Source organism: Streptomyces sp. NPDC059037 (genome assembly GCF_042740015.1).
Lineage (GTDB): Bacteria > Actinomycetota > Actinomycetes > Streptomycetales > Streptomycetaceae > Streptomyces.
Window position 1 is genome coordinate 27,182 of sequence record NZ_JBHYIG010000030.1, and the last position, 21,025, is coordinate 48,206.

21 protein-coding genes and 1 pseudogene are annotated in these 21,025 nt (G+C 70.9%); 12 read left to right on the plus strand and 10 right to left on the minus strand.

Features of this window, described 5'->3' with window-relative positions:
- Window position 1: 1 nt before the first annotated feature.
- Window positions 2–427: a MarR family winged helix-turn-helix transcriptional regulator gene (locus tag ACFWY6_RS09475; protein ID WP_266864217.1), complete on the plus strand. Its 426-nt coding sequence runs from the start codon at window positions 2–4 to the stop codon at window positions 425–427.
- 14 nt (window positions 428–441) lie between these two features.
- Here ACFWY6_RS09475 and ACFWY6_RS09480 read toward each other — a convergent pair whose 3' ends face one another.
- Both ACFWY6_RS09480 and ACFWY6_RS09485 read right to left on the minus strand, forming a co-directional pair.
- A complete protein-coding gene (locus ACFWY6_RS09480; protein WP_384687629.1) occupies window positions 442–1,563 on the minus strand; it encodes an NAD(P)/FAD-dependent oxidoreductase in 1,122 nt (373 codons plus the stop codon).
- Between the two features lie 97 nt (window positions 1,564–1,660).
- Entirely contained in the window at window positions 1,661–2,047 is a 387-nt protein-coding gene (locus ACFWY6_RS09485) for a nuclear transport factor 2 family protein (RefSeq protein WP_384687630.1), read from the minus strand.
- Between the two features lie 227 nt (window positions 2,048–2,274).
- On the opposite strand from ACFWY6_RS09485, the gene ACFWY6_RS09490 reads away from it, so the two are divergent.
- A complete protein-coding gene (locus ACFWY6_RS09490; RefSeq protein ID WP_384687631.1) occupies window positions 2,275–3,189 on the plus strand; it encodes an SGNH hydrolase domain-containing protein in 915 nt (304 codons plus the stop codon).
- Window positions 3,190–3,202: 13 nt separating this feature from the next.
- Here ACFWY6_RS09490 and ACFWY6_RS09495 read toward each other — a convergent pair whose 3' ends face one another.
- Window positions 3,203–3,646: a PIN domain-containing protein gene (locus ACFWY6_RS09495; RefSeq protein ID WP_384687632.1), complete on the minus strand. Its 444-nt coding sequence runs from the start codon at window positions 3,644–3,646 to the stop codon at window positions 3,203–3,205.
- The gene (locus tag ACFWY6_RS09500) at window positions 3,643–3,909 is read right to left on the minus strand and encodes a CopG family transcriptional regulator (RefSeq protein WP_384687633.1); all 267 of its coding nucleotides are present in this window, start codon (window positions 3,907–3,909) and stop codon (window positions 3,643–3,645) included. Before ACFWY6_RS09500 ends, ACFWY6_RS09495 begins: the two co-directional genes overlap by 4 nt.
- Before the next feature lie 146 nt (window positions 3,910–4,055).
- On the opposite strand from ACFWY6_RS09500, the pseudogene ACFWY6_RS09505 reads away from it, so the two are divergent.
- Window positions 4,056–4,490 (plus strand): annotated as a pseudogene (locus ACFWY6_RS09505) (hypothetical protein); the annotation flags it as partial.
- Between the two features lie 213 nt (window positions 4,491–4,703).
- Window positions 4,704–6,551: an alkyl/aryl-sulfatase gene (locus ACFWY6_RS09510; protein WP_384687634.1), complete on the plus strand. Its 1,848-nt coding sequence runs from the start codon at window positions 4,704–4,706 to the stop codon at window positions 6,549–6,551.
- An 18-nt stretch (window positions 6,552–6,569) separates the two neighbouring features.
- Here ACFWY6_RS09510 and ACFWY6_RS09515 read toward each other — a convergent pair whose 3' ends face one another.
- Together ACFWY6_RS09515 and ACFWY6_RS09520 are read right to left on the minus strand one after the other, a co-directional pair.
- Entirely contained in the window at window positions 6,570–7,196 is a 627-nt protein-coding gene (locus tag ACFWY6_RS09515; RefSeq protein WP_384687635.1) for a MarC family protein, read from the minus strand.
- Between the two features lie 26 nt (window positions 7,197–7,222).
- Window positions 7,223–8,134, minus strand: a complete 912-nt coding sequence (locus tag ACFWY6_RS09520; protein ID WP_384687636.1) for a LysR family transcriptional regulator — start codon at window positions 8,132–8,134, stop codon at window positions 7,223–7,225.
- A gap of 162 nt (window positions 8,135–8,296) precedes the next feature.
- Here ACFWY6_RS09520 and ACFWY6_RS09525 point away from each other — a divergent pair, with 162 nt between their 5' ends.
- Window positions 8,297–9,580, plus strand: a complete 1,284-nt coding sequence (locus ACFWY6_RS09525; protein WP_384687637.1) for an SGNH/GDSL hydrolase family protein — start codon at window positions 8,297–8,299, stop codon at window positions 9,578–9,580.
- A 12-nt stretch (window positions 9,581–9,592) separates the two neighbouring features.
- Here ACFWY6_RS09525 and ACFWY6_RS09530 read toward each other — a convergent pair whose 3' ends face one another.
- Both ACFWY6_RS09530 and ACFWY6_RS09535 read right to left on the minus strand, forming a co-directional pair.
- On the minus strand, window positions 9,593–10,009 hold the full coding sequence (locus tag ACFWY6_RS09530) for a hypothetical protein (RefSeq protein ID WP_384687638.1): 417 nt from the start codon (window positions 10,007–10,009) through the stop codon (window positions 9,593–9,595).
- A gap of 72 nt (window positions 10,010–10,081) precedes the next feature.
- Window positions 10,082–10,522 carry an SH3 domain-containing protein gene (locus ACFWY6_RS09535; RefSeq protein WP_384687639.1) on the minus strand — a complete coding sequence of 147 codons (441 nt, stop codon included), beginning with the start codon at window positions 10,520–10,522 and terminating at the stop codon, window positions 10,082–10,084.
- Window positions 10,523–10,687: 165 nt separating this feature from the next.
- On the opposite strand from ACFWY6_RS09535, the gene ACFWY6_RS09540 reads away from it, so the two are divergent.
- From ACFWY6_RS09540 to ACFWY6_RS09550, 3 genes are all read left to right on the plus strand, one after another.
- The gene (locus ACFWY6_RS09540) at window positions 10,688–11,704 is read left to right on the plus strand and encodes an ATP-binding cassette domain-containing protein (protein WP_384687640.1); all 1,017 of its coding nucleotides are present in this window, start codon (window positions 10,688–10,690) and stop codon (window positions 11,702–11,704) included.
- Complete coding sequence (locus ACFWY6_RS09545; protein ID WP_384687641.1) at window positions 11,701–12,552, plus strand: ABC transporter permease; 852 nt, start codon at window positions 11,701–11,703, stop codon at window positions 12,550–12,552. The genes ACFWY6_RS09540 and ACFWY6_RS09545 overlap by 4 nt, the downstream gene beginning before the upstream one ends.
- Window positions 12,553–12,690: 138 nt before the next feature.
- Window positions 12,691–13,038 (plus strand): hypothetical protein, encoded by a 348-nt coding sequence (locus tag ACFWY6_RS09550; RefSeq protein ID WP_384687642.1) that lies wholly within the window; start codon window positions 12,691–12,693, stop codon window positions 13,036–13,038.
- Here ACFWY6_RS09550 and ACFWY6_RS09555 read toward each other — a convergent pair.
- Window positions 12,971–14,245 carry a cytochrome P450 gene (locus ACFWY6_RS09555; RefSeq protein ID WP_384687647.1) on the minus strand — a complete coding sequence of 425 codons (1,275 nt, stop codon included), beginning with the start codon at window positions 14,243–14,245 and terminating at the stop codon, window positions 12,971–12,973. The two genes, ACFWY6_RS09550 and ACFWY6_RS09555, sit on opposite strands and share 68 nt — an antisense overlap.
- Before the next feature lie 342 nt (window positions 14,246–14,587).
- On the opposite strand from ACFWY6_RS09555, the gene ACFWY6_RS09560 reads away from it, so the two are divergent.
- Window positions 14,588–15,616 (plus strand): endonuclease/exonuclease/phosphatase family protein, encoded by a 1,029-nt coding sequence (locus ACFWY6_RS09560; RefSeq protein ID WP_384687648.1) that lies wholly within the window; start codon window positions 14,588–14,590, stop codon window positions 15,614–15,616.
- 38 nt (window positions 15,617–15,654) lie between these two features.
- Window positions 15,655–17,619: an FUSC family protein gene (locus tag ACFWY6_RS09565; protein ID WP_384687643.1), complete on the plus strand. Its 1,965-nt coding sequence runs from the start codon at window positions 15,655–15,657 to the stop codon at window positions 17,617–17,619.
- Window positions 17,620–17,675: 56 nt separating this feature from the next.
- Here the strand turns inward: ACFWY6_RS09565 and snpA are convergent, their stop codons facing one another.
- The gene (snpA, locus tag ACFWY6_RS09570; protein ID WP_384687644.1) at window positions 17,676–18,347 is read right to left on the minus strand and encodes a snapalysin; all 672 of its coding nucleotides are present in this window, start codon (window positions 18,345–18,347) and stop codon (window positions 17,676–17,678) included.
- Window positions 18,348–18,547: 200 nt separating this feature from the next.
- Between snpA and ACFWY6_RS09575 the strand changes: the two genes are divergently transcribed.
- Entirely contained in the window at window positions 18,548–19,510 is a 963-nt protein-coding gene (locus tag ACFWY6_RS09575; RefSeq protein WP_384687645.1) for a LysR family transcriptional regulator, read from the plus strand.
- 223 nt (window positions 19,511–19,733) lie between these two features.
- Window positions 19,734–20,882: a hypothetical protein gene (locus ACFWY6_RS09580; RefSeq protein WP_384687646.1), complete on the plus strand. Its 1,149-nt coding sequence runs from the start codon at window positions 19,734–19,736 to the stop codon at window positions 20,880–20,882.
- Window positions 20,883–21,025: the final 143 nt, after the last annotated feature.

The window sequence follows — 21,025 nt, forward strand, 5'->3', positions numbered from 1 at the left end:
GATGAGGATCGCGACCGCACTGGTGCGCTCCTCGTTCCTGGTGAACGCCGTGTACGCGGAGGCCGCCCGGGAGTACGGCCTCACCGCTCAGCAGGGGCAGTTGCTGTGCGTCCTGATGGGCCGGCCGCTCGGGATGAGCGAGCTCGGCACCATGCTCGGGCTCGCGAAGTCGAGCCTCACGGGGCTGGTGGACCGGAGCGCCCAGCACGGGCTCGTGCGGCGCGAGCCGGACCCCCGGGACGGACGGGCGGTCCAGGTGGCGCTCACCCCGAAGGGCCGCGGCGTCGTCGAGCCGTTCTACGCCGAGACCTGCCGCCGCGTCGACGAGCTGCCGGTCGGCTTCAGCGAGGCCGAGCGCGCCAAGCTCGTCGAGCTCCTCGCCCGCGTGGTGCGGGACAACAAGGTGCCCGCCGTCTTCGCCGACTGAGACAGCCCCCCGGGTCACGCCGTGCCGAACAGCTCCGCGAAACGCCCAGCGAAGAGGTCCTTGCCCTTGTACTCGCTGACCGCCTGCGCCGGGAGAACCGTCGGCCCGTCCGGCGTCGGCACCTGACCCACACCTCCGTCCGGGCCCAGCGGAAGCAGGACGGAGGGGGTCGGCGCGTGGGTGTAGGTGGCCGTAGGCCCCTCGCCGCGCAGCTGGGCGGTGATGTTCTCCGCGATCACCTCGGCGTGCTTCATCGCGTACCCCGCCATCTTGGCCTCCGCGAGGGCGGTCAGATCGCCGAGCGCGTAGATGTGGTCGTGACCGATGACGTTGAGCGTCTCGGTGACCCGGATCTGGCCCTGCGGGGTACGGGCGGCGGCGAAGGCCCCGAGGTAACCACCGTTGACACGTACGCCGTAGCAGCGGAACCAGAGGTCGGCGGTGACGGAACCGCCGTCGGTCGTCGCCGCGGTGAAGGTCTTCGTACGGCCCGGCTCCGCCGGCGGCTCCTCGGCGAGCGCGGTACCGAGCCTCAAGTCGACGCCCAGCACATCGAGTTGACGGTGCAGCTCCTCGCGCACCTCCGGCAGGAATCCCGGCATGAGCTGCTCGGCCGGGTCGATGACCGTCACCTGCTTCTCCGGCCAGACCGCCTTGATCTCACCCGACAGCTCAAGCCCGACGGGCCCGGCCCCCACGAGCAACACCCTCTGCGCGCGTGAGAGTTCATCGTGCGCGGCATGGATGCGCTCAAGCGCCTCGCTGGTCACATCCGTATCCGTCTTGGCCGGGAAGGGATACCCGGAACCCGACGCCAGGACGACGTAGTCGGCGTCCACGCGCGCCCCGGATTCCAGGGTGACGCCGGCGACGTCCGCCGACGCGGCCCGCTCCCGTATGACCGTGCCGCGTCGCAGCAGCCTGTCGTACGGGAAGAACATGTTGTCGCCCGCCCAGTCGGGCCGGACCAGGGCCCGCAGTGATCCGGCCGCGTGCACGAAGGCGTCCTTGGGCTCGATGAGGACGACGTCGGCCTCGTCGTCCAGGGCCTTGACGACCGAGGCGCCGCCGTATCCGCCACCGATGACCGCGACGGTACGACGGCCGGCCTGTCCAGCAGTTGTTGCACGACTCATGGTTCTCGCTCCTGGTGACCCGAAGAGGAAGTAGTTCGTTCCACGAACCATATTAGTTCGTGGAACGAACTGCAATCCATTCAGGTGTACAGGCCGTTCAGTCCGTCGGCACGCGGTCCAGGAATCCGTGCACGGTGCGGATGCGGCCGTCGTCGGCGAGCGCGATGACGTCGAACCCGGCGACAGGGGCGGACCCGTCGGCCACGGAGACCAACTCCCACCCGAAGCGCGCGATGTGGTGATGGCCATCGACCGAGCCCTCGGTCAGCCGGAACGTGAAGCCGGGGAACTGCTCGTGCGCCCCGGCGATCACGGCGGCGAGGGCGGCGTGCCCGGAGACGTCGGCCAGCGGGTCGGTGTAGGTGCCGTCCTCGGTCCAGGCGGCGGCCACGGCCTTGGCCACGTCGTCGGCGCTCTCGGCGTTCCAGGCCTCGAAGTAGCGGGCGACGGCGGTCTCGTACGCGGCGGTGTCGTGTGCGGTCATGAAATTCAGCCTCCTGCGATTTAGTGGCCGACCGGCTGGCCGGCCGACCGGCCAACCGGCCAACCGGCTTGGTGTGGCGATGAGTTGAGCTTGCCGGGCCGCCGCGCAGGGGTCGATTACGTCCGGGGTAATGCGAACGCGCCAGGACGCTGCCCCGTGTCTTCTCACACGGGTGCGACTGTGCTTGCCTGGGGGACCCTTTCGGTCGCTGGGGCGGGAGTTGACGTATGCGCAAGCCGTGGATCGGTGGGGTCATCGCCGGTGTACTGCTGCTCGGGGCATGTGGCGACCCGGGTTCCGGCCCGGGGGCCGCGCCGGCCGACGCCCCCCGGGCCGAGCGCCCGGCCGAACCCTCCGGGCCGCTGCCGTCGACCACGCAGCAGCGCGCCGCCGAGAAGCCCCGGCCGAAGGCCCCGAAGGTGCTCTACCTCGGCGACTCCCTCGCCATGGAGAACCAGAACGTCCTGGGCGAGCTCCTGCGCGACGAGCTGGGCGCGGCTTACCGCAGCGCGCCCTACTCCGGCACCACCCTCTGCGACTACCTCGACGACACGGGCAAGGACTCCCTCGTCCCCGACAAGCACAAGGCGGCCGCCCTGGTGCGCGCGGAGCGGCCGGATGTCGTGGTGCTGCAGTTCTGGGGCAACGCGTGGGGCTATACGCCGTGCATGGACGGCATCACGTACGACAAGCAGCGCGAGAAATACTTCGAGCGGTACGCGGCCGACGCGAAGGCGCTGGCCGCGCAGATCGACGCGGCGGCCGGGGCGGACGGGCCCCGTGTGGTGTGGGTGCTGCAGGGCCCCGACCCGATCACGCCGGACCGCGTGCGGCGCGTGAACGGCATCTACGAGAGGCAGGCGAGGGCCTCGGGCGGACGCGTGGCCGACGCGGGCGGCACGGTCGCCCCGGCATCGGACCGATACACCTGGGTCGAGAAGCTGCCGTGCACGGCGTACGAGCGGGAACACCCGGAGTACTGCACGGACTCCGGCAACCGCACGGCCCTGCACCGAGCGGACGACTACCTGCACTTCTGCCTGGCCCCGACGACACCCAAGTCCCGCCCCTGCCCGACGCGTTCACCCGGTATCCGCAGGATGGCCGCCGAGATCACGCGGGCCGTGGCGGAGGCGTCCTGAGCCCCGGACGACGTCAGAGGGGAAGGTCGTCCGGCAGAACGCGGAACGCCTTGTGCCGGCCGAGCGGGCGTACGGCACGGAAGTCACGACGGTCGAGGGTGAGGATCGCGTCGGTGTCGTACTCGGCGGCGAGGGCCACGTTCACCACGTCGGTGAGATCGAGGTCGAGCGACCGGTAGCGGGCCCGTACGGACTGGGCGATGCCCAGGTGGCCCTCGGTGATCTCCGGGGCGACGACCCTGCCCCGGCGCATCCAGCCCCGGATGTCGTCGACCGCGCTGACAGCGGCCTCGCGGCCGAGTTCACGGGTGGCCACGTGGTCGAGTTCGGCGAGCAGCAGCGGGGACATGACCAGGAGCCCGGCGGACATGATCGCTTCCTGTGCCGCCTCGCACTCGGGGTGCGTGGAGTCGAGTGCGGCCAGCAGGCCGGAGGTGTCGGCGACGACGATGATCACGCGGCACTTCCGGGTCCGGGCTCGGCTTCACGCGTCACGGCGTCGGCCACGGCGTCACGGACCTCACCCTTGGCCAGGGTGCGCCCCGGCCCCGCGAAGGTCCGGGAGAACAGCGGCTCGTCCCAGACGCGATTGGCCATGGCGGCGAGATGGATGCCCTGCCGGATGATCTCGGCCTCGCTTATGCCCCGTCTCTTGGCCGCCTCCTTGATGATCGCCAGGTCCTCTGGGTCCGCATACACGTTGGTTCGCTTCATGGACATGTACCAACGATAGCCCATGTACCAGTCTGATGTATGTAGATGCCCCGGTGGCGGACCGGTCACTCCAACGGCCCAGGCCCGGTCGCGGGGCCCCGGCGGCCGTCCCAGGCTCGGACACACCTGTACAGACAGAAAGAGGGGCGGCCATGAGCAGCGCGTCCAGCAATCCCCCGTCCGGAGGCGCAGGCGGCGCGCCCCGCCGAGGTGCGAGCGCCGAGAATCTCTGGGCATCCGGCGGCACCATGTTCGCCGGTGTGCTGATGCTCATGAACGGCATCCTCGGCATCCTCGAAGGCATCGCGGCCGTCGCGAAGGACGACGTGTACGAGCGCATCGGGGACTACGTCTACAAGTTCAATCTGACCGCCTGGGGCTGGATCCACATCGTCCTCGGCGTCCTGGTGGCCGTCGTCGGCTACGGGATCCTGAAGGGCACGTCCTGGGGCAGGGCGACCGGCGTAGCGGTGGCCACGGTCTCGGTGCTCATGCAGTTCATGTGGCTGCCGTACCAGCCCGTGTGGGCCTTCATCTCCATCGCGATCGGCGTCTTCGTCATCTGGGCGCTGTGCACGGACCGCTCGGACCGCTCGGACCGCTCGGACCGTGACGACGCGGGCAGGGTTGCCAAGTCGACAGCCCAGTCGACAGCCCAGTCGACCGCCAAGTCGAGCGGGAGCACGGGGAGTTGGAGCACTCCTGGTGGCACCGGCGCAGGCGGATCCGGGACCCCGGGCGACACCGGTCGCGATCCCTACGCACCCTGACCCCGCCGCTCCGTCGAACGGAACCGCACCATGAGTGCCAGCGCCAGCGACCCCGCGAGCAACCTCCCCTTCGACGACACCGCCGACTTCGAGAGCGCCGACCGCGGGTTCCTCGGCGCGCTCGTACCGGCCGTGATCAGGACGGACGGCGGGCGGGTCGTCTGGGACAACGACGCGTACGGGTTCCTCAGGAGTGACTGCCCCGAGAGCGCCAACCCCAGCCTGTGGCGGCAGGCCCAGCTGTGCGCGCGGCAGGGCCTGTACGAGGTCACCGAGGGGATCTACCAGGTCAGGGGCCTCGACCTGGCGAACATGACCCTCGTCGAGGGCGACCGCGGCGTCATCGTCATCGACCCGCTGATCTCCGCCGAGTGCGCGGCCGCCGCCCTCGCGCTCTACCGCGAGCACCGCGGGGACCGCCGCGTCACCGGCCTCATCTACACGCACTCGCACGCCGACCACTTCGGCGGCTCGCGCGGCGTCCTGCCGCGGGGCATCGGCGACGGCGTACCGATCCTGGCGCCCAAGGGGTTCCTTGAGCACGCGGTCAGCGAGAACGTCTACGCGGGCCCGGCCATGACACGGCGCGCGAGCTTCATGTACGGCGACCGGCTGCCGAAGTCGCCCGACGGGCAGATCGGCGCGGGGCTTGGCATGACTACGTCGACCGGCACGTTCACTCTGATCCCGCCGACCGTGGACGTCACGCGCACCGGCCAGGAGGAGGTGGTCGACGGCGTACGCATGGTCTTCCAGCTCACGCCGGGGACCGAGGCGCCCGCCGAGATGAACTTCTCCTTCCCCGACAAGCGCGCCCTGTGCCTGGCCGAGAACGCCACGCACAACATGCACAACATCCTGACCCTGCGCGGTGCCGTGGTCCGCGACGCCCGCGTCTGGTCCCGCTACCTCGACGAGGCCATCGGCTTCTTCGACGAGACGTACGACGTCGCCTTCGCCTCGCACCACTGGCCGACGTGGGGCCGGCGGAACGTGGTGCGGTTCCTCGCCGAGCAGCGGGATCTGTACGCGTATCTGCACGATCAGACGCTGCGGATGATCAACCAGGGGCTGACGGGCCCCGAGATCGCCGAGGAACTGAAGCTGCCGCCCGCCCTGGAGCGGGCCTGGCACGCGCGCGGCTACTACGGCTCGGTCAGCCACAACGTGAAGGCGATCTACCAGCGCTATCTGGGCTGGTTCGACGGCAACGCCGCGCATCTCTGGGAGCATCCGCCGGAGGAACTGGCCCGTCGTTATGTGGAGTTGGCGGGCGGTGCGGATGAGGCGCTTGCCAAGGCTCGGGCGTACATCGACGCGGGTGATCTGCGGTTCGCCGCCACGCTCCTCAATCACATCGTCTTCGCCGACTCCGGGAACACGGCGGCGCGCGAGGCCCTGGCAGGCGTGTACGAGCGCCTTGGACGCGGGGCCGAGAACGGCACCTGGCGCAACTTCTATCTGACGTCCGCCCTCGAACTGCGCCAGGGGCCCGGCTCCAACGAGCTCGATCTGGCCAACCCCGAGGTGGCGATGGCGCTCACCACCGAGCAGCTCATCGACTCGATCGCGGTCACCATCGACGGACCGCGCGCCTGGGACGAGAGCCTCACCATCGACCTCGTCCTCACCGACGAACAGCACCGCCACCGCCTGACCCTGCACAATGGCGCGCTCACCCACCGGGACACCCCGTTCGGCGAGTTCCCGCACACATCGGCGGGGCTCACGCTGACCCTCAACAAGCCCCAACTCCTCGGCGTACTGGCGGGGAAGGGGCTTGGCGGGATCGTGACCGAGGGCGATCCGGAGCTGTTTGCCCGCCTTCTGTCGTACGCCACGAAGCCGGACAGGTCGTTTGGCGTGGTCACCCCCTGAGCCAGGCACTTCGACCCGTCACTCGCGCTCAAGGCCCGGCACGCCGAGTGCCAGGAGTCCGTCGAGGACCAGGTCCACGCCGACGGCGGCGAGCAGCAGGCCGAGCAGCCGCCCGAAGAGTTCGACGGTCGCGTGGTGCGTGCCGCGCATGAGGCGGGCGAGGATGATCACGCAGACCAGGTCGATGGCGATCACGGTCACGTACGCGCCGACGACCGTCGACCGCCATGACCAGGAGTCGCGGGCCGCCGCCTCGATGAGCACGGCCGTCATGGCGAGCGGACTCACGATGTACGGCATCAGCAACTGCCGTACGCCGCTGACGAGATCGGACGCGTCCTGGTCCGAGCCGTCCGAGCCGAGGTGGATTCCGAGGACGAGCCCCACGGCGTAGATGAAGAAGATGAGGCCGCCCGCGAGCTGGAGCGCGGGCGTGCTGATGTGGAAGAGGTCGAGCAGCCACGGCGCGGTGATCCCCGCGACCAGGCCCACCAGTACGGCGGCGGCCGACGAGACGAGGGCGATCTTCCGGAGTTCGGTGACCTGATGGTTGTGCGCGAGGCCGCCGAAGGCGAGCAGCACCTTGGGCGGGCCGACGACGGAGAAGAAGGTGATGAATGCGGCGGAATAGCTCAGAGCGTTCACGCACGGAATGATCGCCGCAGACCGGGCTAGAAGGGGGCCGGGCCGCCGTTTGCCTCGACCGTGTCGCGGACCGCCTCGATGAACGCGTCGACGCGCGGATTCGCGCCCGCCGCCGTGCGCCAGATCAGCGCGACGTCCGCCGACGGGACGTCGTGCAGGGGTACGAAGGTGATGTCCGGGCGCGCGTAGTACTTCTCCACGGATGCCACCACCGGCGAAATGCCCTGCCCCGTGGCCACCAGCGTCATCAGCTCCTGGAAGCCGGCGACGGAGCGGCCGCGGCGGATCGGGCGGCCGCTCGGCGTGCGCGGCGGGACGTGGAAGTCCCACCAGTAGGCGGGTGCGCCGTTGACCACGCCGAAGAACGTCTCGCCCGCCAGCTCCTCCAGGGAGACGCTCGCCCGCCCGGCGAGGCGGTGGCCGAGCGGCACGGCGAGCGCGCGGGGTTCGTTGATGACGACGGGGCCGACCGTCAGGTCCGGCTCCTCCACCGGCAGGCAGGTGAACAGGACGTCGACCGTGCCGCCGCGCAGCGCGCCCAGCGGGTCCTCGAACTGGGTCTCGCGCATCCGCACCTCGCAGCGCGGGCGGCGCTCGCGGAACGTCTCCAGGATCGCGCTCGTCAGCGTGCCGGCGCCGGAGCCGAGGAAGCCGATGGTCAACTCGCCGTCGACGCCGCGCGCCACGCCCTTGGCGCGGGCGAGCGCGGCCTCCATCTCGCTGTGCAGCGGGGCGAGATCGTCGTACAGCTGACGGCCGAGGGGAGACATCCGCACCCTGCGGCTCGTGCGCTCGAAGAGCGGGGCGCCGATCCTGCGCTCAAGGCGCTTCACGGTCTGGCTGACGCGGGCCTGGGAGAGGAGGAGGCGCTCGGCGGTGCGGCCGAAGTGCAGCTCCTCGGCGAGCGTGAGAAAGGTTTCGAGCTCCTGCCGCTCCACGTGCCCTCCCGGTGAACCGTGCCTGACCTGCATCGATAAGTCTGAGCGCGGTAATCGTTTCATGGATCGCCGTTGATCGGGCCGGGATGTCGGCGGATCTTTGAGGAGTCCGGTTCGCCACGGACCGCATGCGCTTCCTTCCTCAACTCCCCGGAGATTTCCATGCTTTCGCGTACCCGCAAGTCCGCTGTCGCCGCCACCGCCGCCCTCGCCCTGACGGCGGGCCTCGCCGTCACCGGCGCGCAGGCCTCCGCCGGCCACGAACCCCGCAAGGAGGCGGCCTGGACCGCCGCGTGGGCCGCGTCACCGCAGCGCGCCAGCACCGGCTTCAAGCCGAACTGGTCGGAGGACGGCTTCTCCGGCCAGACCCTGCGCCAGGTCGTCCGCGTCACCGAGGGCGGCGACAGGGCACGCATCCGGCTCTCCAACGCGTACGGCACGTCCCCGCTGCACATCGCCGGCGCGACCATCGCCCGTACGAAGAAGGGGGCCGCGGTCGAGGAAGGCTCGCTGCGGCGGCTCACCTTCGAGGGGAGGCGGTCGGTCTCGATCCCGGCGCACGGCCAACTCTCCAGCGACAAGGCCGGGTTGGACCTGAAGGCCTTCGACTCGGTGACGGTCACGCTGCATCTGGCGCGGACGACCGGCCCTGCGACGTTCCACGCGCAGTCGTTCGCGACGAGCTACCGGGCGGAGGGTGAGCACACCGGGGACACGGGGGCGTCGGCGTTCGACGCGTCGACGGAGTCCTGGTACTTCCTCTCCGGGGTGGATGTGGGCGGGCAGAAGTCCCGCCGCGGGGACGGGAACAGGGACGGGATCGTGCTCTTCGGCGACTCCATCACCGACGGCTTCGCCTCCTCCACCGATCGCAACCGCCGCTGGTCCGACGCCCTCGCCGAACGCCTCGCCGAGGAGGGCACGCCGCGGCCCGTGCTCAACGCGGGCATCGGCGGCAATCTCGTCCTCAACGACTCCGCCTGGTACGGCGAGCGGGGCACGGCGCGGATCGGACGCGACGCGCTCGACCTGCCGGGGGTGGGCACGGTGCTCGTCCTCGCGGGCGTGAACGACATCGGCTTCAGCGAGAGCGACACCCCGACGTACAAGCCCGCGCCGAAGGTCAGCGCGGCGGAACTCATCGCGGGCCACCGGGCGCTGATCCGCGCGGCGCACGCGAAGGGCGTCAAGGCGGTGGGCGCGACGCTGCTGCCGCTGGGGGGCTCCGACCACTACGGCGAGCGGGCGGCCGCGGTGAGCGAGGAGTTCAACGCCTGGGTGCGGAGTTCCGGCGAGTACGACGCGTACGTCGACTTCGACAAGGCCCTTGCGGATCCCGCGGATCCGGAGCGGATCGCTCCCGAGTACGACAGCGGGGACCACCTGCACCCGAACGACGCGGGGTACCGGGCGATGGCTCGGGCGGTGGACCTGGCGGTGCTGTAGGGGCGGCCCTGCTCAGTCCGTCTCGCGCGTGTAGTAGCGGTAGAACGTCACCATGAACACCGCCGTCGCGATGCCGAGCGCCATGATCGTGGAGCGCAGGACGGACGGGCCCGGCATCCCCTGGCTGTACACGTAACCGAACGTCACACCGGCGAAGGTCGCCCACGCCGTCGCGCGCAGTTCGCGCGGCAGGCGGGGCGCCATCGCGTAGACGCCCATGAAGAGGGCGGCGAAGAGGACACCGGTGACGATGCCGAGCCAGGCGTTGCCGTCCGCGACCGAACCGGCGTCCCGCTGGACCACCACGATGCCGTACAGAAAGCCCATGACCACGGCCGAGACACCGGCCCAGGTCGTGCCGGACCCGGCCAGGATCCGCGGTGCGGATGAAGCGGGTGAGGTGGGTGAAGTCGGTGCCGCATGTGCCATGACGGGTCCTCCAGACTCTTTCGCCCCAGTACCAGGGCACACCCGCACCCGCCGAGAGGCAACTCGACGGCATCAGTGGTAGCGGTTGCAGCCGTCCGGACACGGGTCACAGCACGGCTTGTGCTGCGGGCAGGGATCATCCGGCGGCACCGCACAGCTCGGCACATGCCTCCCGCCCACGTCGATGTACTCCGCACTCGCCCAGCCCTGCGCACCGCCGAGCCAGTACCACCACGTGTTGCCGAAGACGCTCGTACCCTTCGTCCGGCACTCGACCCGGTCCTGGCTGCCCGACGAAAGACGGTCGACGATCGTGGCGCCGGTGGACGGCGCGTCCCGCACCTTCAGGTCGCCGGGCGAGACGACCTTCCCCCAGATCACGGCGTGATGGCGATTGTGGTTGTCGCCGTCCGCTGTTGTGGCGGATGCTGGGGACGCACCCCCGAGTGCGAGCGAGCCACCGGTCAGGAGCGCGGCGGCAAGGGTTCCCAGAACGGCCGGAGTGGTCCGCATGATCGACCTCCTCGATCCCCCGCTCCCCCTCCACCCCTCCACCCCTCCTCCCCACCTTCCAGCAAACACCCGTTCGGACCAACGCTCCACCGGGCGATGAGTTTGCGCCGCGGCGCAAGTCTGACCTCGTAACGGAACGCACTGACCTGGAGAGGGCGTACGGACATGAACAGCGTGGCCATCGAGACCGCGGGCCTGGTGAAGACCTTCGGCGACACCCGCGCCGTGGACGGTGTGGACCTCACCATCCCGGCCGGGACCGTGTACGGCCTGCTCGGCCCGAACGGCGCAGGCAAGACCACCACGGTGAAGATGCTCGCCACCCTGCTGCGGCCCGACGGGGGCGACGCCCACGTGTTCGGCCATGACGTCGTGCGCGAGGCCGACGCCGTACGCAGCAGGGTCAGCCTGACCGGTCAGTACGCGTCGGTCGACGAGGACCTGACCGGCACCGAGAACCTGGTGCTGCTCGGCCGCCTCACGGGACATGGCAAGAAGGCGGCGTACGACAGGTCGGCGCAACTCCTCGAAGCCTTCGGGCTGAGCGACGCGGCCACCCGCCAGGTGAAGAACTACTCCGGCGGCATGCGGCGCCGCATCGACATCGCGGCATCCATCCTGAACACGCCTGATCTGCTGTTCCTCGACGAGCCCACCACCGGGCTCGACCCGCGCAGCCGCAATCAGGTCTGGGACATCGTGCGGGCCGTCGTCGGGCATGGGACGACCGTTCTGCTCACCACCCAGTACCTGGACGAGGCCGATCACCTCGCATCCCGCATCGCCGTCATCGACCACGGCAAGGTCATCGCCGAGGGCACCAAGGGCGAGCTGAAGGCGTCGGTCGGCGCGGGCTCCGTGCATGTGCGGCTGCGGGACGCGGAGCAGCGGGCCGATGCCGAGAAGGTGCTGCGGATCGCGCTCGACGCGGAGGTCCAGCTGGAGCCGGACCCGGTCGCGCTCACCGCCCGCGTCGGCAACGGCGAGCGCAACGGCAGGGGCGCGGCCGAGAAGGCGTCCCGGGCGCTCGCGGAACTGGCCCACGCCGGGATCACCGTCGACAACTTCTCGCTGGGCCAGCCGAGCCTGGACGAGGTCTTCCTCGCCCTGACCGGCACCCCGCACCACATGACGGGCACGGCTGGAACTGCCGGCACGGCGAAGGAAGAGGCATCGGCATGAGCACCGCGACCACCACATCCGAGGCCCAGGACCTCGCGCCGGTCAAGGCCGAGTCCCTCGCCGAGCTCCTGATCGCCGGTGACCGGCCGCAGCGCCCCAGCGCGTTCGCCGCGTCCCTGACGTTCGGCTGGCGGGCCATGCTCAAGATCAAGCATGTGCCGGAGCAGCTCTTCGACGTGACGGCGTTCCCGATCATGATGGTCCTCATGTACACGTACCTCTTCGGAGGGGCGCTCGCCGGATCGCCGAGCGAGTACATCCAGTACCTGCTGCCGGGCATCCTCGTGATGTCCGTCGTCATGATCACGATGTACACGGGCGTCTCGGTGAACATCGACATCGAGAAGGGCGTCTTCGACCGCTTCCGTACGCTGCCGATCTGGCGCCCCTCGGTGATGGTCGGCTACCTGCTCGGCGACATGCTGCGCTACGCCATCGCGTCCCTGGTCATGCTGGCCGTCGGCATGATCATCGGCTTCCGCCCGGACGGCGGCGCCCTAGGCGTCCTCGCCGGAGTGCTGCTGCTCCTGGTCTTCTCGTTCGCCTTCTCGTGGGTGTGGACGATGTTCGGGCTCCTGCTGCGCACCGAGAAGTCGGTGATGGGCGTCAGCATGATGGTGCTGTTCCCGCTGACGTTCCTCAGCGACATCTTCGTGAAGCCCGAGACGATGCCGGGCTGGCTGCAGGCCTTCGTCAACAACAACCCGATCACCCATGTCGCCTCCGCCGTCCGCGATCTGATGGCGGGTACGTCACCGGGCTCGTCGCTGGTCTGGGCGCTCGGCTGGGCGGTGCTGCTCGTCGCGGTCTTCGGTCCGGTGACGATGCGGCTCTACAACCGCAAGTAGCCCAGGGGCAATGGCAAGAACCTCAGGAGCTACGGCAAGTAGCCCGGGAGCGGGAAGTAGCCCAGGAGCGGGAAGCACTTGCCCCATCTGCAGTCGCCCCGGTCGCGTATCGCGCGACCGGGGCTTTGTGTTGGCGGCGTGCCCCTCCACGTCGCGGGCCTCTGGCTCCCGCTCGCCGCGGTGCTGCTCGCCATGGCCGGCATCCTCCTGGCCCTGCACCGCCGCCGGGCCGTCATCCTCACGTCCCTCGGCACGGCCCTCGCGGGGGCCTTCCTCGCCCTGGCCGTCACGGTGACCCGCGGCATCACCCTGGACGACCTCCCCGCCACCGCCTCCAGGGCGGCGGCGGGGTCGGTCTACGACGCCTTGACGCATGCGCTGCGGGTGGCGGCGTGGGTGATTCTGGGGGTGGGTCTTGCTACCGCGGTCGCCGTGTGGCTGCTGCGGCGCCGTCGGTCACCGGCGCCGCCGAGTCCGTCCAAGTGACCGGCAGCGCTGCCGGTCCGTAGATGTTGGCGTGCTCGCGCATCCGCACCTCCGCCGGCGGCACCGCAAGGCGCAGTCCGGGGAAGCGGGCCAGCAGCGCGGGGAACGCGACCGTCATCTCCACGCGGGCGAGCTGCTGGCCCAGGCACTGGTGGGGGCCGTGGCCGAAGGCCAGGTGCCCGGTGGCCTTGCGGTGGATGTCGAGGCGGTCGGGGTCGGGGAACCTGTGCGGGTCGCGATTGGCGGCCTGCACGGAGATCGTCACCGTCTCGCCCGCCTTGATGACTTGGCCCGCCACCTCGATGTCCTCCAGCGCCGACCGAAGGAGCGGGTCGGCGACGCTGAGGTAGCGGAGCAGTTCCTCCACGGCCTGCTCGGCGAGTGCGGGGTCGGCGCGCAGGGCGTCCAGCTGGTCGGGGTTGCTCAGCAGGGCGAAGGTGCCGAGGCCGAGCATGTTCGCGGTGGTGTCGAGCCCGGCGGCCAGCAACAGCCCGCCGATTCCGGCCAGTTCCTCGTCGGTGAGGTCGGATGTGGTCAGATCGCTGAGCAGGTCGTCGGTGGGCTCGGCGCGCTTGGCGAGGACGAGCTCGCCCTGGTACTTGAGCAGCTCCGTATAGGCCTCGCCCTTCGCCTCCGCTTCCGCCGCCTGGTCGAAGATGGTCGCCACGTGGCCGTTGAAGCGATCCCGGTCGGCGTACGGCACACCGAGCAGCTCGCAGATCATGAGCGCGGGCACGGGGTGCGCGAACGCCTCCACCAGGTCGGCCGTGGGCCCGGCCTGCTCCATGGCGTCCAGGCACTCGGCGGTCAACTGCTCGACCCGCTCGGCGAGTCGGCGCATCCTGCGGACGGTGAACTTGCCGACGAGCAGGCGCCGGTAGCGGGTGTGCTCGGGGGCGTCGAGGCCGATGATGTCGCCGACGGGCGCCGGCGGTACGTCCCCCGTGTGGCCCGGCACCGGCTCCGGCAGGTGCAGGAGTTCGTAGCGGGAGCTGATGCGCGGGTCGGCAAGGAGCTCGCGGGCGATGGCATGGCCGGTGACCAGCCAGCCCAGGTGTCCGTCGGCGTAGCGCATGCGGCGCAGCGGCCGGTCGCTCAGCGCGGTGAGTCCGGCGGGCGGGTCGAAGGGGCAGCCGGTGTGCCGGTCGGTGGGCAGGGTGGGCGGCCCATCGGCGGCGCTGCCGGTGACCGTCGGCTCGTACGACATGAGGTCCTCCGTGACGTAGGGCGTGAGCTCCGTGACGCCATGATGGCGCATCAGCAGCGCCATTGCGAGCCACATTGGCACTTTGATCGTGAACACGCCTTTGAACTGGGGATTCTTCTGCGCCTAAGCAGGGAACAGCACCTCTGGAGACGAGGTCTTGGCTGGCGGGGACGTTCGCGGCGGTGTCGTCGCGACGCCACTTGAGCGGCGAATTGGTGCCATCTGAGGCCCATCTGGCGCCGGCGCCGGCGACCGGGGAAAAGGAACCCTTTCCCCGCATCCATCCGTCTCTCAGGGAAGATTCGAGAACCACCCCTACGGAGAGGCCGGTCCTTGGACAGCATGACGGCGGCAGCGGCAGGGCGGCAGGAGGACCGGGCGGAGGGCGGCGAGCCGGCGCGGCGGCGGCTCCGGAGCCGGGGCTCCGCCTGCCTCGCCGCCCTGCTCCTGACCGGCGTCACCGGCCTCCTCGGCTTCCGCGTCGCCGACTCCGACGGCTTCACCCCCGTCCCGCAGCTCCTCGCCTTCCTCCCCTGGCTCCTCGCCCCGACCGTCGCCGCGCTGCTCCTGGCCGCCCTGGCGAGGTGGCGCATCGGCCTGGTGTGGGGAGTACTCGCCCTCGGCGGCGTCGCCTGGTTCCTGGAGCCCTACGGCCGGGCCGACGCCCCGGACGGGCCCGCCGTCGCCGAGATCCGCGTCATGGCGTCCAACGTCGAGTTCGGGCGCGGGACGCCGGGTCTTGTGGACGCCGTCCGGAAGGAGAAGCCGGACCTGCTCTTCGTCCCGGAGTGCGACTACACCTGCTCCGACACGCTCCGCGACGAGCTGCCCCGCGCCGAGTACCCGTACCGCAGCGGCAGCGAGGCGAGCGGCGCCGAGGGCTCACTCATCGTCAGCAGGTTCCCGCTGAAGAAGGCCAGCGGCATCCCCGGCACCCTGGGCATGCCCGGCGCCGTGGCCGAGCTGAAGGACGGCCACGAGATCCGCGTCCAGCTCGCCCACCCGATGCCGCCGCTGCCCGAGCAGGTCGGCGTATGGCGCTCCGAGCTCGCCGGTCTTCGCGACTACGCCGCCGCGGGCAAGGGCGGCTCCACCATCATCGGGGGCGACTTCAACGCCACCCAGGACCACGCCGCCTTCCGCGACATCCTCGACACGGGCGGGCTGCGCGACGCAGCCCGGCTCGCGGGATCCGCCCGCACCCCCAGCTGGCCGGCCGCCCTGATGTCCCCGCTGGGCACCCAGATCGACCATGTGCTCGCCACCCCGGACTTCTCGGCCCGTGACGCCCGCTTCCTGGAGATCGGCGACACGGACCACCGGGCGCTCGTGGTGGACCTGACGCTGCATCGGCAGGAACAGGACCGCTGAGGTCCGGGCAAGTCGCGCAAAGCGGCGATAATGGGCGCATGCCCCGTCCCGAATCACCCGGCCCCGCGGGCCCCCTGAGCACACTCACCCCGCCCGGCTGGCTGGTCAGGACGCTCAAGCCGCAGTCCGCGCCCGTCCCGTGGGCCGCGGTCGCCCGCGCCTCCGTCGCGATGGCGCTGCCGCTCGTCATCGGCCTCGCGGCCGGCAAGCCCGCCTACGGAGCGCTCGCCTCCATGGGCGCGCTCTCCGGCGTCATCGGCGACACCGCCGACGCGTACCGCATGCGGATCTACAACATCGCCGTGCCGCAGCTCTTCGGCGCCCTCGGCGTCACCGTCGGCTCGCTCGTCTTCGGGCACGGCTGGGTCGCGGTCGGGGTCGTCACGCTCGTCGCCCTCGTCTCCGGGATGATGTCGACGATCGGCGCCGTCGCCTCCGTGTCGGGGCTGCTCCTGCTGCTCAACTCCGTGGTGGGGGCGGGACTTCCGATGCCGGGGGAATGGTGGCTCGCCCCCGTCCTGATGACCAGTGGCGGGCTGCTCGTCCTCGCCCTCGCGCTGCTCGCCTGGCCGATGCGGTCCGGCGTCCCGGAGCGGGCCGCCGTCGCCGACACGTACCGCAGCGTGGCCGCGCTGCTCGAAGCCGCGGGCACGGACGGGTACGGCGATGCGCGCACCGCCGTCACGGCCTCGCTGAACCAGTCGTACGACCTGGTCCTCGCCCGCCGCACCCGCTCGCACGGCCGCAACCCCGAACTGGTGCGCATGATCGCCCAGTTGAACGCGATCACCTCGGTCGTCGAGGCCGCGCCCGCCGCGCACCAGTGCGGGGTCCCGCTGTCGCCGGAGGTCCCCGCTGAGGTGCGGCGGCTCGCGGACGTGGTCGCCGGGCCGGGTGGCGTGACCGTCCCCGAGCCGGTGCTCCCCGAGCCGGGCAACCCCGCCGCCCGCGCCGTCGACCACGCGCTGCGCCACGTCGCCGAGACCCTCAACGACCCCGACCCGCACGGCATCGTCAACGTCGACGACCGCCTCGGCCGCCCCGCGGCCCTGCGCGTACGCGCCCGCCGCGCGGCCCGCAACGTCCTGCTGACCGGCGCGTCCTGGCGCTACGGCCTGCGGCTGGCGCTCTGCATCGGCATCGCGCAGTCCCTGGTCTCCCTCATCGAGGTGCCGCGCTCGTACTGGGTGGCGCTCACCGTCACCTTCGTCCTCAAGCCCGACTTCGGCTCGGTCTTCTCGCGCGCGGTGCTGCGGGCGCTCGGCACGGTGGCGGGGCTCGTGGTGGCGGCGGCGGTCCTCGCGGAGGTGCCGCGGGGTTGGTGGGACGTGCCGGTGATGATGGTCCTCGCCGCGCTCATCCCGGCGCTCACCCCGCGCGGCTACGGCTACCAGACGGCCGCGATCACCCCGGTGATCCTGCTCCTGTCGGACATCCTGAACCACCAGGGGTTCGGGCTCGTCGTGCCGCGCCTCGTCGACAGCCTGATCGGCTGCGCGATCTCGCTGGTGGCCGGGTATCTGCTCTGGCCGGAGAGCTGGCACACCCGGATCGGGGACCGGCTCGCGGACGCGGTGGCCGATACGGCTTCGTACGTGGAGTGCGCGTTCGGCGCCACCGAGGACCCGGCGGCGCGGGCGCGGATGCGGCGCCGCCTCTACCGGGATCTCTCCGTCATCCGTACGGAGTTCCAGCGGGCGCTGACCGAGCCGCCACCGGTGGGGACGCGGGCCGCGGCGTGGTGGCCGCTGATGGTCGCCGTCGAGCGGGTGGTGGACGCGACCACCGCCGCGCGGGTGCGGATTCGGCATGGGGCGGCGCCGCCCGCTCCCGCGGAGGTGGCCGAAGTCGCCGCTCAGCTGCGGGAGCTGGCGCAGGGCATGCGGTCCTCCGACATCCTGGAGGAGGTCTCGGCCGACTTCACGGGCCCCAAGGACAGCGTCCTTGAACCGCTGCGCCAGGAGGTGGCGGCCGCGCGGGCGATCGCATCGCCGCGGGGGTAGGAGCCAGAGGAGCCTGAGGAGCCGGAGGGGCCGTCTCTGGCCCCTCCGGCACTGAATCAGCTCACCTTGTCCAGCTTGTCCAGCTTGTTCAGGGCCTTGGCCAGGCCGTTGGCCCAGAGCTGGTCGACCCGCGCACGCTCATTCGCGTCCGGCTGCGAGTTGGTGCAGGAGGTGCCGGGGCCGCCTCCGGACATCAGCTCGCTGCAGGGGCCCTCGTAGTGGTCCGGAAGACCGAGGACGTGCCCTGTCTCGTGCGCCGTCACGCGCGTCGAGTCGTACTCCTGGTTCTGCGCGTAGTCCAGGAAGATGTACCCGTTGCCGTGGCCGTCCGTGCTCGCGTACGAACCACGCGGGTCATTCCCCTCGCGGTACTCGAAGCTCGCACCGCCACTCCCCTCCTGGAGCTTCACATTGGACACCGCGCTGTTCCATATGGAGGTACTGCTGGCTATCTGCTGCGCGAAGGTCGGCGCACCGGAGGCGTCGTACACCACGGTGACCTGCTTCGCGCCGGGGTTGGCCGCACGCTTCTCCGCGACCGACTTCAACACGGCGTCGAAGAACGCCTTGTTGGCCGCGGCCTCCTCACCGGAGCCCGCGTACTGGGAGTACGCGGCGGTGGTGGAGGGGGAGGCCTGCGTGGGGGTCACGGCCGTCGCCGACGTCGTGCCGAGACCGGCGACAGCGAGGCCGATGACGGACGCGACCGAGAGGTAACGCTTGTTCATGTGGGGGGCTCCCTACTCGTTCGATGAAAGGTGAACGGTTCGGTAGGGGGAGTGTCGGGGAGCCAGGGGGGTCTGGGGATGATGGCAATCGGCGATAGCGCCGGGCTATCACCCGCGCTCGCGCCGCGCCCAACTCGCGTGCTTCCCGTGGGGTTTGTGAGGCTGGTGCGCCGCCGCTCGCCGCTCTACGCTCACTGACCATGGAGCTCGAGGTGAGGCACCTCCGCGCGCTGTGCGCCATCGCCGACACCGGCAGCCTGCACAAGGCCGCACGCCAACTCGGCATGAGCCAGCCGTCGTTGACCACCCAGCTGCGGCGCATCGAGCAGGCCGTCGGCGGCCAGCTCTTCGCCCGCGAACGCACCGGCTGCCGCCCGACACCGCTCGGCCGCGTCGCCCTCAGCCGTGCCCGCCCCCTCGTCAGCGAGATGCGGGCGCTCATCAGCGAGACCAAGGCGGCCGCCGCCCGCGCCGCCGAGGGCCGGCAGCTGCGCATCGGCTCCACGGCAAGCCGTGCCATACCGGGCTGGCTGCGCCGGCTGCGCGTCCACCTGCCCCCCGGCACCGAGACCTCGCTCCAGATGGACGTGTCCGCGAACGCGCTGCTGCGCATGGTCTCCGACGGGCAGCTCGACATCGCCTTCGTGCACGAGGTGGAGGGCAGCCCGCTGCGGCTCCCCGAGGAACTGCGCACGCGGGTGCTCGTGCAGCGCGAGCCCCAGTTCGTCTTCCTCGCGGCCGACCATCCGGCGGCCGCGCAGCCCGTCGTCCACCTCAGTGATCTCGCCGACGACCGGTGGATGGTCGACCCGACCGTGGACGGCGAGTGGGACGGGCTGCTCCGCGTCCTGCGCGCGGCCGGGATCAACCCCCGTGTCCTGCACGGCGATTACCTCACCGCGTCATCCCTCGTCGCCACCGGCGAGGTGGTCACCGTCTGCCAGCCGACCTCGCGGGCGAGACCCGACATGGCGGTCCGGCCGCTGCACGGCGACCCCCTCGGCGTACGACTGCTCGTGGCGGCGCGTACGGAGCGGGAGCTCGACACGGTGTACGGCGAGCTGGAGGCCGCCTACTGGGAGGCGGCGCGGCAGGCTCCCGCCTATGGGGAGTGGCTGCTGCGGACGGGGCGGGCGGGGGACGCGCCCGCCCCGGCGGCGTGACGCGGGACCTTGGTCCCGGGCAACCGATGACCTTCGGTCAAAGCGCCCCTGACCTGCACTTTTGACCGATTTACGGTTCTGCGTCGGCATATGCGGCTCTTTGTTACATTCCCTACGGATGACGCACACACAGCGCCCGTAGCTTCATGTCTGTAGCCACCGCAAAGGGGCACAAAGACGGACAGCCAGCCCGACCAGCACCAAGCACCAAGGGACCTCCGCTATGCGCGCCACCCGCCGTACCTTCCGCACCGCCGCCATCGCCACCGGAGCGATCGCCGCCCTCGCCGTCCCGACCACGGCCGCCTTCGCCGCGGACGCGCCGTCCACCCCGCAGGATCACCAGGTCGCCACGGACGACCAAGGTCAGGACCAGGCGCAGGACCCGGGACAGGACCAGGACACGAACCCGGGTACGGACACCGACACGGAGACGCCGCAGCCCGGCAGCTGGGAGTCGAAGGGCGTGACCGACCTCGGCAAGGGCTGGACCGCGGACGTCGAGGTCAACGCCTCCGCGCGCACGGCCAAGGCATCCATATCCCTCGACGGCGCTCCCAAGGGCTCGCTCACCGCGTACGAGAGCGCCTCAAGCACCACCATCGACGGCAACACCTTCACCCTGACCCCCGACGGCACGGTCACCGCCAAGCTGGTGGACAAGGACAAGGACAAGGACAAGCCCGTCCCCGGCGGCTGGGTCTCCAAGGGTGTGACCGACCTCGGCAACGGCTGGGCCGCGAAGGTCGACGTCAACGCGTCCGCACGCACCGCCAAGGCGTCCATCTCCCTCAACGGCACCCCCAAGGGCTCCCTGAAGGCCTACATCAACCCGGCGAGCACCAAGATCGACGGCTGCACCTTCACGCTCTCCGCCGACGGCACCATCACCAAGAAGGCGGCCCCGAAGCCCAAGCCCAAGCCGCAGCCCGACGGCAAGCGCGTCTACGTACGCAGCGCCAAGCTGGCCGACGGCTCCCTGGCCAAGATCTACAAGCTCGGCAAGAACCACTACCAGGCCGACATCTACGCCCACGGCGCCAAGCTCGACACGCTGGACGCCAACGGCAAGTCTGTGACCGGCCAGAACAACGGCCTGTACGTCGTCCTCAACCCGGACGGCACCATCAAGTCCTGGGTCGAGGGCAAGGCCAAGCCGACCCCGAAGCCGCAGCCCACGCAGCAGCCCCAGCACAAGACCGGCTCCGGGACGTCCACCACGGTCGTCCCCAAGGGCGGCGTCAAGGCGGGCTCCGAAGGCGTCACCCCGGCCGCCGCGAGCACCCCGCTGATCGCGGCCGGCGGCGGCATGGCGGCGCTGGGCGCGGCGGGCCTCGGCTTCGCGCTGTACCGCCGCAAGCAGAACGACTGATCTGATCGCGTGAGTACGACGATGGGGGCCCCCCCCCCGGGGGGGGGGCCCCAAGTGGTTCAGCATACGGGGGGGTAAGTTCCGCTCAGACCCCCCTTTGGGCGCCCGGCGTTGGCCACACCCCGACCACCCACCGGCGGCGC

Bases quoted from the DNA above. Each gene is read 5' to 3' on its own strand.
- ACFWY6_RS09475 (WP_266864217.1), top strand. From the start codon at position 2: ATGAGGATCGCGACCGCACTGGTGCGCTCCTCGTTCCTGGTGAACGCC.
- ACFWY6_RS09480 (WP_384687629.1), bottom strand. From the start codon at position 1,563: ATGAGTCGTGCAACAACTGCTGGACAGGCCGGCCGTCGTACCGTCGCG.
- ACFWY6_RS09485 (WP_384687630.1), bottom strand. From the start codon at position 2,047: ATGACCGCACACGACACCGCCGCGTACGAGACCGCCGTCGCCCGCTAC.
- ACFWY6_RS09490 (WP_384687631.1), top strand. From the start codon at position 2,275: ATGCGCAAGCCGTGGATCGGTGGGGTCATCGCCGGTGTACTGCTGCTC.
- ACFWY6_RS09500 (WP_384687633.1), bottom strand. From the start codon at position 3,909: ATGTCCATGAAGCGAACCAACGTGTATGCGGACCCAGAGGACCTGGCG.
- ACFWY6_RS09510 (WP_384687634.1), top strand. From the start codon at position 4,704: ATGAGTGCCAGCGCCAGCGACCCCGCGAGCAACCTCCCCTTCGACGAC.
- ACFWY6_RS09525 (WP_384687637.1), top strand. From the start codon at position 8,297: ATGCTTTCGCGTACCCGCAAGTCCGCTGTCGCCGCCACCGCCGCCCTC.
- ACFWY6_RS09530 (WP_384687638.1), bottom strand. From the start codon at position 10,009: ATGGCACATGCGGCACCGACTTCACCCACCTCACCCGCTTCATCCGCA.
- ACFWY6_RS09535 (WP_384687639.1), bottom strand. From the start codon at position 10,522: ATGCGGACCACTCCGGCCGTTCTGGGAACCCTTGCCGCCGCGCTCCTG.
- ACFWY6_RS09540 (WP_384687640.1), top strand. From the start codon at position 10,688: ATGAACAGCGTGGCCATCGAGACCGCGGGCCTGGTGAAGACCTTCGGC.
- ACFWY6_RS09545 (WP_384687641.1), top strand. From the start codon at position 11,701: ATGAGCACCGCGACCACCACATCCGAGGCCCAGGACCTCGCGCCGGTC.
- ACFWY6_RS09555 (WP_384687647.1), bottom strand. From the start codon at position 14,245: ATGTCGTACGAGCCGACGGTCACCGGCAGCGCCGCCGATGGGCCGCCC.
- ACFWY6_RS09560 (WP_384687648.1), top strand. From the start codon at position 14,588: ATGACGGCGGCAGCGGCAGGGCGGCAGGAGGACCGGGCGGAGGGCGGC.
- ACFWY6_RS09565 (WP_384687643.1), top strand. From the start codon at position 15,655: ATGCCCCGTCCCGAATCACCCGGCCCCGCGGGCCCCCTGAGCACACTC.
- snpA (WP_384687644.1), bottom strand. From the start codon at position 18,347: ATGAACAAGCGTTACCTCTCGGTCGCGTCCGTCATCGGCCTCGCTGTC.
- ACFWY6_RS09575 (WP_384687645.1), top strand. From the start codon at position 18,548: ATGGAGCTCGAGGTGAGGCACCTCCGCGCGCTGTGCGCCATCGCCGAC.
- ACFWY6_RS09580 (WP_384687646.1), top strand. From the start codon at position 19,734: ATGCGCGCCACCCGCCGTACCTTCCGCACCGCCGCCATCGCCACCGGA.